Origin of the sequence: Paenarthrobacter sp. NPDC058040 (assembly GCF_042885775.1) — a bacterium.
Classification (GTDB): Bacteria; Actinomycetota; Actinomycetes; order Actinomycetales; family Micrococcaceae; genus Arthrobacter.
The window spans coordinates 47883-60214 of the sequence record NZ_JBHVRN010000013.1 but is presented as its reverse complement, the minus strand read 5'-3'; the positions used below and the strand labels follow the sequence as shown (position 1 = coordinate 60214).

General features: G+C 61.9%; 14 protein-coding genes. 6 read left to right on the top strand and 8 right to left on the bottom strand.

Annotated features, from left to right (window positions below):
* Positions 1 to 19: 19 nt before the first annotated feature.
* The 4 genes from ACFVSJ_RS18150 to ACFVSJ_RS18135 all read right to left on the bottom strand — a co-directional run bounded on the left by ACFVSJ_RS18150 (position 20) and on the right by ACFVSJ_RS18135 (position 3175).
* Positions 20 to 331 carry a hypothetical protein gene (locus ACFVSJ_RS18150; protein ID WP_387438344.1) on the bottom strand — a complete coding sequence of 104 codons (312 nt, stop codon included), beginning with the start codon at positions 329 to 331 and terminating at the stop codon, positions 20 to 22.
* Positions 328 to 714 (bottom strand): hypothetical protein, encoded by a 387-nt coding sequence (locus tag ACFVSJ_RS18145; RefSeq protein WP_387438343.1) that lies wholly within the window; start codon positions 712 to 714, stop codon positions 328 to 330. The genes ACFVSJ_RS18150 and ACFVSJ_RS18145 overlap by 4 nt, the downstream gene beginning before the upstream one ends.
* A 154-nt stretch (positions 715 to 868) precedes the next feature.
* On the bottom strand, positions 869 to 1252 hold the full coding sequence (locus ACFVSJ_RS18140) for a hypothetical protein (protein ID WP_387438342.1): 384 nt from the start codon (positions 1250 to 1252) through the stop codon (positions 869 to 871).
* Positions 1253 to 1750: 498 nt separating this feature from the next.
* Positions 1751 to 3175 (bottom strand): GntR family transcriptional regulator, encoded by a 1425-nt coding sequence (locus tag ACFVSJ_RS18135; RefSeq protein WP_387438341.1) that lies wholly within the window; start codon positions 3173 to 3175, stop codon positions 1751 to 1753.
* 159 nt (positions 3176 to 3334) lie between these two features.
* On the opposite strand from ACFVSJ_RS18135, the gene ACFVSJ_RS18130 reads away from it, so the two are divergent.
* Positions 3335 to 3481, top strand: coding sequence for a hypothetical protein (locus ACFVSJ_RS18130; RefSeq protein ID WP_387438340.1), 147 nt, complete (start codon positions 3335 to 3337; stop codon positions 3479 to 3481).
* 38 nt (positions 3482 to 3519) lie between these two features.
* A complete protein-coding gene (locus tag ACFVSJ_RS18125) occupies positions 3520 to 5340 on the top strand; it encodes a glycoside hydrolase family 15 protein (RefSeq protein WP_387438339.1) in 1821 nt (606 codons plus the stop codon).
* Between the two features lie 15 nt (positions 5341 to 5355).
* Here the strand turns inward: ACFVSJ_RS18125 and ACFVSJ_RS18120 are convergent, their stop codons facing one another.
* Positions 5356 to 5685 carry a hypothetical protein gene (locus tag ACFVSJ_RS18120; RefSeq protein ID WP_387438338.1) on the bottom strand — a complete coding sequence of 110 codons (330 nt, stop codon included), beginning with the start codon at positions 5683 to 5685 and terminating at the stop codon, positions 5356 to 5358.
* A 120-nt stretch (positions 5686 to 5805) separates the two neighbouring features.
* On the opposite strand from ACFVSJ_RS18120, the gene ACFVSJ_RS18115 reads away from it, so the two are divergent.
* Entirely contained in the window at positions 5806 to 6612 is an 807-nt protein-coding gene (locus tag ACFVSJ_RS18115) for a hypothetical protein (RefSeq protein ID WP_387438337.1), read from the top strand.
* Between the two features lie 27 nt (positions 6613 to 6639).
* Here ACFVSJ_RS18115 and ACFVSJ_RS18110 read toward each other — a convergent pair whose 3' ends face one another.
* Complete coding sequence (locus ACFVSJ_RS18110; RefSeq protein ID WP_387438336.1) at positions 6640 to 7272, bottom strand: dihydrofolate reductase family protein; 633 nt, start codon at positions 7270 to 7272, stop codon at positions 6640 to 6642.
* Between the two features lie 161 nt (positions 7273 to 7433).
* On the opposite strand from ACFVSJ_RS18110, the gene ACFVSJ_RS18105 reads away from it, so the two are divergent.
* Positions 7434 to 7835 (top strand): RidA family protein, encoded by a 402-nt coding sequence (locus tag ACFVSJ_RS18105; protein ID WP_387438335.1) that lies wholly within the window; start codon positions 7434 to 7436, stop codon positions 7833 to 7835.
* A gap of 75 nt (positions 7836 to 7910) precedes the next feature.
* Positions 7911 to 9155 (top strand): non-homologous end-joining DNA ligase, encoded by a 1245-nt coding sequence (gene ligD, locus ACFVSJ_RS18100; RefSeq protein ID WP_387438334.1) that lies wholly within the window; start codon positions 7911 to 7913, stop codon positions 9153 to 9155.
* 18 nt (positions 9156 to 9173) lie between these two features.
* Here the strand turns inward: ligD and ACFVSJ_RS18095 are convergent, their stop codons facing one another.
* A complete protein-coding gene (locus ACFVSJ_RS18095) occupies positions 9174 to 10922 on the bottom strand; it encodes a pyruvate dehydrogenase (RefSeq protein ID WP_387438333.1) in 1749 nt (582 codons plus the stop codon).
* A gap of 241 nt (positions 10923 to 11163) precedes the next feature.
* Here ACFVSJ_RS18095 and ACFVSJ_RS18090 point away from each other — a divergent pair, with 241 nt between their 5' ends.
* Entirely contained in the window at positions 11164 to 11976 is an 813-nt protein-coding gene (locus ACFVSJ_RS18090) for an MBL fold metallo-hydrolase (protein ID WP_387438332.1), read from the top strand.
* Positions 11977 to 11984: 8 nt separating this feature from the next.
* Here ACFVSJ_RS18090 and ACFVSJ_RS18085 read toward each other — a convergent pair whose 3' ends face one another.
* Positions 11985 to 12266 (bottom strand): hypothetical protein, encoded by a 282-nt coding sequence (locus ACFVSJ_RS18085; protein ID WP_387438331.1) that lies wholly within the window; start codon positions 12264 to 12266, stop codon positions 11985 to 11987.
* Between the last annotated feature and the right edge of the window lie 66 nt (positions 12267 to 12332).

Here is a 12332-nt window from a genome sequence, read left to right as displayed (position 1 = left end):
CTCATTCATCACTGCGGCCTCAGGACACAGTAAAGTTCTTGAGGGTTGTTGGCCACAAAATGACAAAATCGTTCGAATCCATGGGCCTGTACGCCGCCCTTGTATCTGTCCACCGTGACTCAGAACTGAGCGACGACATCACAGCCGCAAACGCTTCAACTGGCCGTTCGGTGTGAACGAAGATGTTCATCTCACCTGAGCCACAGTCGTGCCCATCCACCACTCCAAGCGACCCCGGGAGTTCTGCCAAGACGATGTCTTCCATCGCGATAAGTTTGTCGTAATCAATCCCAGAGCGACCCTGCCATTGCAAGACGAGGATGTACTTCATATCTGCTGGCCAAGGTCGGGGCGGCTACGGGCATCAAAGACGTCTTCGATGCGGCCCTGAGCGACAACTCTTGGCCCTTCCAGAACCACAAGCTGTACGCCCGGACACACGAACGGCCTTGCAAGCTCTGGGACGAGGAACCCGACGTTGTAGCGGATCTGATTGGAAGCGCCTACTGCCGCGATTTCCTCAAGGAGGATGCTGAACATCTCCTCAGCCGTTGCCGGCCAGCCTAGTTGCACTACCGGCTCTTCTCCTAGAGAAAAGACGCATGTAGCGGCATAGACATTTGCGGTCGGCGGTCCAGCCTTGCGTCCACCTTCTTCGGCTGTCAGCCAGGTCAACACGGCCGTCGCTACGGGTTCGTCTATGGTATGCAGCACCGTCCGGCCTTTCCCGAATGAAAGAGTCTGCTGCGTCTTCTGCGTCCTCTTCTATTCGTTCCGCAGAATTTTCCCTCCCCGTGGGGCCAATCGTAGTGAATTTCCCGGTGGATTGGATCGATGCCATGTCCCTGCAAGGACTGCGCCGACATTTTCACCCGCTGATCTCACCGACCCACCACGGTTCACCAGCCGTGGTTGCGGCCGGTTTTCCCGAGACAGTCAGGCTCGGCGCATTGAATAGATCGATGCGCAAGTTGAATTCAGGATCGACCAGAACGTTAGAGACGGTGCAATTATTGATTTGAAGTGCTGACATCAGCCACTTGTCATCGGAATCTGTGTCGCCGGTCGTGTCTCCTATACTCCACGGGGCGTCGATGTAGAGACGGATCTCCCTTGCCTTCTTTCCCCTGTCATCGCAGAAGCCTATGAAGGGCCACGCTTGCCTGATCCCAACCTCAACGACGAACGTCCCGGCCAGGGCCATCGCTCCAGATGTCACAAGTCTCCCTGGCGATAGATTCTCAGTATTCATGGACCAAGAGTTGCATGAGTTCGCTCGTGAACGTGCTGTTTCGCCGGTCCCCCGTGCCTGACGGCTCACGCGAGGATGCTGTGAAAAGTCACGCCGTGGAGCTGGTCACACTTCCTCGATATCGCGTGGGAGCGACTGCAAGAATTGGTGGAGCATCACCGATCCAAGGATCCTCAGCATCATCAAGCACCAAGGAAACAATGCCCGGCGAAATTGCCTACTGCCAAACCTGTTGGACCAACCCCGCCCACGCGCACATTCGGGAAACGCCCATATGCGCGCAGTGCGTCCAGGAGTTCAACATCGTCGGGCTGCCCCGCCTCACTTATCTGGATGAACGGCCCTTTGTGACTTTGGGTGGTCAGCGCCTATCAGGGCCTGACGCGAAGCCCATGGGTGAATATGCCATATTCAGCCCCCGCAGCAGCAGGGACTTGGAGATTGCCTGGCTCAACGAGTTGGTCGGAGCGAACTGAGTCCTTCCGGACCAATGGAGAGCTACGCAGAGTAGCCAATGCAGAGCCGCCAAGGGACGCCGGGCAACTCACGCGAATCTTTGGTATTCACAGGTATGGTTGCGCCGACAAAGCGGCCCGAGTTCGTTGCCAGGGTCGCTCCTTCCTGGTCAATGATGCAGCTGTTGGGCGGCAATTCACGCAGGTGGGCTTCGAATGCCGTTTGCAGTTGGCTGATCGAGACATCGGCGCCCACCACGCCGACGTATTTTCCATCGACCGTGATCCGTCTGCTGAAGGTCATCACCATCTCATTGGTGCCGCTGGCGTCCACGTAGGCATGGCTGACGTGGTTGCCGCCTTCATCGTCATCGTCCTGGCGCGGTAGCCACGGCGCGGTGTTCACCTCATAGAGGTCCATGTCGATGTACAGCCGCTGCGGAGATTCGGGCCCGTTCGGCGCGTAGGACCAGGCAATCCAGCTTTCGCCATAAAAGTCCTGATCAGCCATGAAGCCGTTGCCGTACAGGAGCGGAACCCCGATGGCCAAGGACCTTCTGGCGACGGCATAGATATCCGAATCTGCCTTGTCCCGGCTCACACCGGAGGCGATGCTGCCCCGAACAGCCTGCTCAAGGTCGCGCAACGAGGCGGCCGCAATCCCCCGGAAGGTGTCGGCAAGGGTTTCGATGGCCGTGACTGCACGCTCGTTCGACGCAGGAGGACGTTTTGCGTCCGCAGGTGGAACATCGAGCTCCAATCTCTTGTCAATAACCAGGTTCATGTCCCTCCGCACGTGGTCCTCGGCGAGCTGACGGCTCAGCGCGACGTTCCCGGCCTTGATCGCTTCAACGATCCGTGCGTGCTCGTCCGCCGCAGTAGCCCTGTGGGGCGACGGATCCATCCAGATCAGTGGGCCGACCTCCGCCTGCAGTTCCGCTTCCTGCCGGGTCAGCCTGACGGAGCCGGAACTTGCCGCCAGCTCAATGTGGAACTTGCTGTCGGCCCGGATCGCTTCGGCCGACTGTTTGCTCGCCCGGATTTCGTCGGACATGTGCTCGAGGCGGCCCAAGGAGAGTCTGCCGGACCTTTCAGCAGCTGCCGCAGCGGCGCTGCCGGCCAGAAATGCCCGGAATTCGCGCAGGTCCCGGAGATCCTCAAGCGAATAGGTTCCAACCGACTGTTTTTGCATCCGTGCGACGTCGCCCGTGTTGGCTTTGACGAAACTTCCACCGCCCTTGCCGCGCCGGGTCTCCACGAGTCCCAGTCCCCGCAGTTCAGCCAGTGCCGCCCGAAGCGTCAGCGTTGAAACGCCCATTCGGGCGGCGAGATAACTCTCGCTTGGCAGTTGGGACCCGTCCTCCAGGACACCCAGCTCGATGGCATGCCTGAGGCGCCTGGCAACCTCCTCTCCCCTGTCGGCAGTCTCCAGAGGGGCAAAAGCCAGTTGCTCTTTCCATGTCGACACCGGTACTCGTCCTCCTTGGGAAAGTGACATTTAACCTTGAATGTCTATTGACCCTTATCAATGAAAGTCTATAGTTAAGAGTACCAATCGATCAGAAGAACGGCACCTGTAGTAGCCGCCCCCAGTGGTCCGGCACCTGGATGAGGAAAGGAGAAGACGATGACGCGGGAAGAAGCCTACGCACAATGCACTCCGGACTCGTACGTCGAGTTCTACGGTGGTCGCTGGATCGTCGTCCCGTTTGCCCAGGTTGAGCAGCCGCCGTTTTTTGTCTGCTCACCGATGGCGCTGAGCGCCGCAACGTAGCCCTCCCGCCTCACGTCCCGCTGTGTTTTAGTAAAGCCATGGCCGATCCCATTGAGGACTACGCACTGCTGTCGGACCTGCTGACCGGTCCATTGATTTCCCGGTCAGGCAGCGTCGACTGGGCGTGTTTCCCGAGATTCGACTCCCCCTCCCAGTTCAGCGCGCTGTTGGGCGCTGAAGAACAGGGCCGATGGCTGCTCGCCCCTAGTGATCTCGAAGCCGTGGTGGAGAACCGGTCATACCTGGACTCGACCTTCGTTCTGGAAACGGTTTGGCGCACGGCCACTGGGTCTGTCCGGGTTACGGACTTCATGCCGGTAGGGCATGCCACCTCGTCAATCCTCCGCCGCATCACGGGCCTTGAGGGAGTCGTGCAAATGCGCCAGGAACTGATCGTTCGTCCTGGCTATGCCAAAATCGTCCCCTGGACGCGGCGAGTCCGCGATCCCCATTCCGGCGGGACAATGCTCCAGGCCTTGGCTGGACCGGACGCGATGGCGCTTCGAGGTCCATGCCTTCCAGAGCCGCACACCCACGGTCACGCAGGAGAATTCCCGGTATCCGAGGCGGACATCCTCGACTTTGAGCTGACGTGGTTCCCGTCGCACCGGACGGCGCCGGCCAGGATCGATGTGGACGCCGCCCTGGAACAGGCCACATCGTATTGGACAAGATGGGGCAGCCATTGCCGCTCGAACGGCACCTACGGCAACGCCGTCAAAAGGTCCCTCCTGGTTCTACGGGCCCTTACAAACTATGAAACCGGTGGGATTGTTGCCGCCCCCACAACTTCCCTTCCGGAGGAATTTGGTGGAACCAGGAACTGGGACTACCGCTATTGCTGGTTGCGGGATGCTGCTCTGACCTTGGAATCGATGCTGACGCATGGATATGAAACCGAAGCTTTGGAATGGCGCAACTGGTTGTTGCGGGCGTTGGCAGGGCAACCGGAAGACCTTCAAATCATGTATGGCATTGCGGGCGAACGGGACCTGCCGGAACTGGTTCTTGAGCACCTTCCGGGATACGCAGGCTCCCGTCCCGTACGAGTAGGGAACGCTGCCGTGGCACAATTCCAGGCTGACGTGGTTGGCGAAGTAATGGTGGCCCTGGAAAGGCTTCGCATGGCTGGCGGGAAGGAGGATCACTTCTCCTGGACCCTGCAGCAGATCCTCCTGGGCTTCGTGGAAAAACATGTCGACGACAAAGACTACGGGCTGTGGGAAATCAGGGGTGAACCGCGGTTCTTCACGCATTCGAGGGTGATGATGTGGGCCGCCTTCGACTGCGGCATACGCGCCGTGAGGGATCACGGCCTGGAGGGGCCGGCAGAGCACTGGGAGCAGCTCCGCGACAGGCTCCGCCAGGAGATCATGGACCAGGCCTTCAACCTGGACCTGAACTCATTCACGCAGACCTATGGAGGCGTCCAAACGGACGCTGCCCTGCTTGTCATGCCCCAGGTTGGTTTCCTGCCGTACTGGCATGAACGGATCCTGAGTACCGTGGCCCGCCTTGAAGAGGAACTGCTGACCGACGGCGGCCTGTTGCTGCGTTACCGAACGGAGACTGGCGTGGACGGGCTGGAACCCGGAGAACACCCTTTCCTGGCCTGTTCCTTTTGGTTGGTTGAGCAATATGCCCGGACAGGACGCACGGACGATGCCAAACGCCTCATGGACAAGCTGGTGGGACTCAGTAATGAGCTTGGACTCCTCGGTGAAGAGTACGACACGGAAAACCAACGGATGGCAGGCAATTATCCGCAGGCTTTCTCGCATCTGGCACTGGTCCGCGCCGCAGATGCGATGCATGGTGTGGACCTGCTGAGCCTGGCAAGCACAACGCAGGCCGGTTAGACCCTCGCTGTGGATTCAGGCGGCGGCGCCTGGTTCCACCGAAAGCTCCCAGTCATCGGCATTTCCGGTGCGGCAAGGAACTGCACTGGAAACGACATAGTCCCGGGCGGCGGGCCCCACCATCCGCAGGCCCACCAGGACCCAACCGCCTTCATCGTGGCCCCAACGGAGCCGGTGCCGGCGCAACGTGGAAAGGAACCGGCCTTCGGGTTCCCTCGGAACGTCCGAGATACGGCACCAGCTGATGTAGAGGCCGTAGAGGGTATCGAGGTCCATGCCCTCGTCGGTGTCTTCTTCAATCACCAGGGTTTCCTGGATGAAGCGCGCGAAAGTATCTGTGGCCATGACGGCCTCCAAAGGGGATGAAAGGCAAAGACCGCCGGGCTGCATCGGCGAAGGAGCCTATCCCCCCACGCTACGCATACCTGTCCTGCACCACAAGGGCAGGAATAGACTGGTGGGACAATGACCGGTAACCCAGCCCGTCTTTTCCTTGGTGCCGCGGTGGCGGCGACCCTTATGGCCGGCTGTTCAGCCGCTCCGGACGTCTACGCTCCCCCGGCCCCGCAGGAAACGTCAATCAATCAGCCAGCCCCGGTCGAATCCCCGCCGGCCCTGGCGGGCGGTTCCGCGCCCGCCGCGACGGCAACCCCGGCCGCGGGGCCCCAGCCGTTTGCGTTCAACCTGTACGAGGACGGCGATTTCGTTCCGCAGTACACCTTCGAGTGGTGTGTGGCAGCGAGCATCCAAATGGCCCACAACCTGGTCCAGCAAGGCGGCGCCGGCACGTGGGCCGGCCAAGCCCAACAAGGGGAACTGTGGGACATGGCAAGGGTGCGTTCGTCCAACGCATTCAATGGAGCCAACCCCATGGGCTGGGCCGCTGTCCTGGGGGAAGTGGGTATGGGTCCCTATCAAGTGGTGAGCATTCCGGGCTTCGAGGACGCGCTGCGAACGGCAGCCCGTGCAATGGCGGATACTGGCCGGCCCGTAGGCCTGGTGATGTGGAGCGGCCGCCACGCATGGGTAATGAGTGGTTTCGATTCAGTCGGCGATCCACGGATACACCAGGACTTCCAGGTAACGGGAATCAGGGTAATGGACCCGTTGTACCCGTACGGCAGCGGCCAATGGGGCCCATCACCGGCGCCAAATACCTTGCTGGCTCCCGAACAGTTGGCCACCCAGTTCGTGGTCCGCGAGCCGCGGCGTTGGAGCAGCGAATTGCCGGCCGGATATATGCTCGTGCTGCCGCGACAGGTGGGGACTTAGTGGTCGACCTACCGCTCAAGCCGACGCTTAGGCTCGGCCGGGCGGCGGCCCATCGATGACGGTGGGGATGTACTCCAGAAGCTGCGACCGCCCATCGAACGTCCTGCTGCTTATCAATTCCAAGGCGACATCCGGATAGCCGTCGTAGATGCGCTCGCTGCCGGTCCGCCCGGTGATGACCGGGAAGACCACCAGACGAAACCGGTCCACGAGTCCGGCAGACAACAAGGACCGGCTCAAGCTGAGGCTGCCCAGGGTGCTCAACGTGCCCGTACGGGTGCGTTTCAGTTCCTGCACCGCTTGCACCGCATCGCCCCGCACCAGTTCCGTGTTGGGCCAGGCAAGCGGTTCCTGGAGGGTGTTCGAGAAGATCACCTTGGGCATTTCGGCCAAGCCGCCCAGGCTGGCGCCCTCGTCTTCCGAGAAATCGGAGGCCTGATCCGCTGCTTGCTGGGAGAGGCTGGACATCACCCGGTACGTATTGGCGCCCATGAGCAGGGTGATGTCCTTCTGGCCTTCTTCCTCCAGCCAAGCCAGATATTCTGGCCCTTCCAATCCCCACCAGCCGGGCCAGCCCTCCCCCGAGGCATAGCCATCCAGCGAAATGATCAGGTCCACCATGAGTTCGGCTGACGTGTTTCCTGTTGGGTTTTCACCCATGGCTGGCTCCTTGCTTGGCTGCGTTCGCTGCGGGGTGGTGGCGGCCATGCTACCGCCGCCATGTTGAGCCGTTCAAGATCCTGCGCGGGTGGGCCGGCTTCGGGCCGTCGCCTCGTTCCCGCATGGACCACATTCCCGGCATTTGGTGGCATCATGGCCGCATGACTTCCGTTCAGCGGCTAAGGCCTGAAGGATTGGTAATCAGCCCCGCGTTCAGCCACGTCGCGGTCGTTCCTCCCGGAGCCACCACGATCTACGTCGGGGGGCAAAACGCCGTCGACGCCGAGGGGAAGCTGGTGGGTGCGGACGACGTCGCCGTTCAATCTGCCCGCTCACTCGCCAACGCGAAGACGGCTCTTGAGGCGGTGGGGGCAACGCTCGCGGACGTGGTGCAGTGGACTGTGCTGTTCGTTGACGGTGCAGACCTGGCTGCGGGCTACGGTGCCATTGCTGCGGAACTCGCATCCGACGAGCCTCCGCTGGTCACGGCTGCGCGGGTGGCCGGCTTGGGCGTTCCGGGCGCCCTCGTCGAGATCAGTGCGGTAGTCGCCGTCGTGCGTTGACACCCAGCTGATAACCGCAGCCGCGGGCCGCCGGGACCTCTGGTCCGGCCATTCGATCATTGCTAGCGTGGCGCCATGAGCCCCTCGAAGACCCCGCCGGAGATTCTCACCATCGATGAGTGGGACGTCAGTATTTCCAGTCCTGACAAGGTGGTGTTTCCTGAACCGGGCATCACGAAACTCGATCTCGTCCGCTATTATCTGGCCGTGGCCGAAGGCGCCTTGCGGGGTGCCGGGGGACGTCCGATGGTGCTCAAGAGATTTCCCAAGGGCATCAACGCTGAACCGTTCTTCCAGAAACGCGTACCGGAGAATCACCCGCCCTTCATCGACACAGCAACCCTGCATTACTCCTCGGGTACGTCGGCCGAAGAAGCGGTGGTCAGGGACGCCGCGGGACTCGCGTGGGTTGTGAATCTGGGATGCCTCGACCTCAACCCGCATCCGGTGCGCGCAGGGGATCTCGACCATCCCGACGAACTCCGGATCGATCTTGACCCCATGCCAGGGGTGGATTGGTCCCAGATCGTTGAGGTGGCCTACGTGGCAAGGGAGGTCCTCGATGACGTGGGCTTGGTGGGCTGGCCCAAAACCAGCGGCTCGCGTGGCCTCCACATCCTGGTAAGGATCAGGCCTGACTGGGACTACCGCCAGGTGCGGCTCGCGGCCGAAACCTTGGCCCGCGAAGTAGAGAACCGCGCGCCCGGGCTCGCCACTGCACGCTGGTGGAAGGAAGAACGCGGCGAAAGCGTATTCGTGGACTTCAACCAAAATGCCAAGGACCGGACGGTCGCCTCGGCCTACTCGGTGAGGCCGCTTCCCGATGCCAGGGTCTCCACTCCCCTGACCTGGGACGAGATGGCGACGGCCCGGCCCGCTCAATTCACGGTGCTGACAGTACCGGCGCGCTTTGCCGAGCGTGGTGATCCCCATGACGGAATCGACGACGCCGTGGGAGCCCTGGACGGACTCTTGGCGTTGGCCGCCGAACTGGGGCCTCCGGAAAAGGCTCCCCGCAGCGGCGACGGGTCCGGACGCCGGCAATCAACCATGCCGCTCATCGAAGTGGCCAGGACCAAAACCAAACCTGAAGCCTTGGAAGCACTTGAGCAGTGGAAGGCCACGCACGCGGACATCGTTCCTGACCTTCATCCCGCCGACGTTCTGGTGGACGGCATGCGGGGCTCGAGTTCCCTCTGGTACCGCGTGCGGGTCAACCTTCAGCACGTTCCGGAGGCAGACCGCCCCGGACAGGAGGAGTTGGTTGCCAATTATGATCCGTGGGCCGGCAGGGAATGGCCTGGCCGGTCTGGATCCTGAATGCGGTGGATTGCCGGTTTAGTGCCTGGGTATGTTGCGCAGGTTGCTTCGAGCCATGCTGACGGCCTCGCCGGCACCCCGGTTCAGCACCACCTTGGACATTGCCGTGGCGAAGCCGATCACCTGCGACCCTGAAATCTTGGGTGGGATGGACAATGCCTGCGGGTCGGTGATCAATTCCACCAGCGCCGGTCCGGGATGGGCGAACGCCGCGCGGTAGGCCTCTTCGATCTCTGCGGGGTCGGTGACGCGGACTGCGTGGAAACCCAGGGCCGAAGCAACAGCAGCGTAATGGGCGTCAGGAACATCCACGCCAAAGTCGGGAAGGCCATCCACCAGCATCTCCAGCTTGACCATTCCAAGCGTCGAATTGTTGAACACCACCACCTTTACCGGAAGCTTGTGGGACGCCACCGTGATGAGTTCGCCGAGCAGCATGGAGAGACCGCCATCGCCGGAGACTGAAACAACCTGCCGCCCGGGATAGGCCAGTTGGGCGCCGATGGCATGCGGAAGCGCGTTGGCCATGGAGCCGTGCAGGAAGGAGCCAATCAACCTTCGTGTACCCAAGGGGTTGATGTACCGGGCAGTCCAAACGTTGCACATCCCGGTATCGGCGGTGAAGATGGCGTCCTCGGCGGCTACTTGGTCCAACAGCGACGCCGCATATTCCGGGTGGATGGGCTGCTTCTTCTCCACTTTGCGTGTGTAGGCGCCCACGGCCTTGTTCATCAGACGATCGTGCTTCTTCAGCATCTGGTCGAGGAAGCGGCGGTTTTCTTTCGCTTTCACCAAGGGCAACAGGGCCTTCAGTGTCGGGAGAACGTCGCCATGGACGGCAATATCGACGTCGGTGCGCCGCCCCAGGCGCTGCGCGGCCCGGTCCACCTGGGCAGTGCGCGTATCCGGCAGGAACTGGTCGTACGGGAAATCGGTTCCGAGGAGGATCAGCAAGTCGGCGTCCTCGATGCCTTCTGCCGCAGCCCCGTAGCCCAAGAGGCCTGTCATGCCGATATCGAACGGGTTGTCATACTGGACAAAGTCCTTGCCCCTGAGCGAGTGCCCTATCGGGGCCTTCGCGAGTTCAGCCAACGCAATCAGCTCCGCGTGGGCACCCTCGACCCCCGCCCCGGCGAATATGGCCACCTTGCCGGCGTCGTTGATGGCGTCCGCCAGGGCCTGAAAGCTTGCCGGATCCGGCACCAGCGTAGCCGGGCGGAAGGTGGCCGGCCGCGGCGTAGGCGCCGTGGCCTCAAGGCCGGCAATGTCGCCCGGGAGCGTCACGACGGCAACTCCCCCCAGCGCCAGCGCGCTCTGTATCGCACTGTGCATGACCCTCGGAGCCTGCTCGGCGGTGCTGACCAACTCCGAGTAGACGGAACATTCGTTGAACAACCTGTCCGGATGGGTTTCCTGGAAAAACCCGCTGCCGATCTGTTTGCTGGGAATGTGCGAAGCAATGGCGAGTACCGGGGCGCCTGTGCGGTTGGCGTCATACAGGCCGTTGATCAGGTGCAGGTTACCGGGACCGCATGAGCCTGCGCACGCGGCGAGCTTGCCGGTGAGCTGTGCTTCTGCGGCCGCGGCGAAAGCCGCCGCTTCCTCGTGCCGGACATGGATCCAATCGATGCCGCCCTTGGCAGCGCCTCCGGTTTGCCGGACGGCGTCCACTATGGGGTTCAGGCTGTCGCCCACGATCCCGTAGATCCGCTGCACGCCTGCAGCCTGGAGTTGTTCGATGAGCTGGGTGGCAAGTTCCTTGGCCATGTGTGCAGACTCCCAAGATTGTGGTGGTGGCTGACACGGCCAAATATAGTCTCCCAAGATCAACGCACCCCCGGGCTGCGTGGAGTGGGCGGTTGCCCCGGCGCGGTGCCTGTTCCCGCCCACATGTGCGTCTGCGAGCGCGGGCAGCCTCTTCCAGGGCGCGCGGGTCTGCCATAGTCTGGGGCAATCCGGCCTGCGGCCCCAGGTCAACGGGCAGAGACTGTGTGAAGGTGGGACAAGGATGTTGATCTGCGGTACCTGTGCCGTTGAACGCGACGAGCCTGCGCCGGAACGGTGCCCTATCTGTGCCGACGAGCGGCAATATGTTCCTGAAGGGGGACAACGCTGGCTCACCCTTGATGGTCTGCGCGAAGCTGGGCAACGGCTGGTCTTCAAGGAGAATGAACCCGGCCTTTGGGGTATCACCGCCGAACCCAAGGTCGGGATCGGCCAGACGTCCCAGTTGGTGGTAACTCCGGTAGGTTCTCTGCTCTGGGATCCGGTTGGCTTTGTGGATGATGCCTCCGTGGCGACGATTCTTGGGCACGGCCCGGTCCTGGCTGTTGCGGCCAGCCATCCTCACATGTTTGGCGTGCAGGTGGAGTGGTCGCGCCGTCTTGGTGGAGCGCCAATCCTTGTCCCGGAGGCTGACCGCCGGTGGCTCGGACGCCACGACCCCAGCATCACCATCTGGTCCGGCAGTACGACCCTTGCCGAGGGACTGACCCTTCATCAGACGGGCGGGCACGTCCCTGGCAGCTCGGTGGTCCATTGGTCCGCAGGAGCCGGGGGCAAGGGTGTCCTGCTTACCGGCGACACGGTGTTTCCGAACCCTGATCGTCGCTCGGTGGCGTTCATGCGCAGTTATCCCAACCACCTCCCGTTGTCGGGAGCAGTGGCGCTACGGGTTGCGGAGCAACTGGGTGAGTTGGAGTTCGACCGAATGTACGGCAACTTCAACAACGCCATCACTTCGGAGGCAAAGGTTGTGCTCAGGGCGTCCGCGCAAAGGCACGCCGCTTGGGTGCGCGGGGATTTTGATGATCTGACCTGAGGGCCCGGTCAGAGGGGCCGTCCTCGCCACGATTCCTCGTCTACCCGTTTGATTTGCCGTGCCGGGAACCATTGGACGTGGTATGCGCGACCGTCATCCACCCATTCGATCAATCCGTACGACCTGGTGTATTTGATGGCGCGACCGTAGATTTCGCCGACCCGGACCAGTGGCTGGTTGCCTTGCTCCAGTTCAATGATCTTGCCGTCGTCCGGCTTGGGATGGTCATTGTCCGCTTCCAGTTGGGCCAGCATGCGGGCGAACGCCTTGGAGTCTTGCTTCGGTCTCATGCAATCAAGATTAGAACATATGTTCGAACGCGGCTCGGTGGGGTTGTAGAAGTTACACACCCGAAA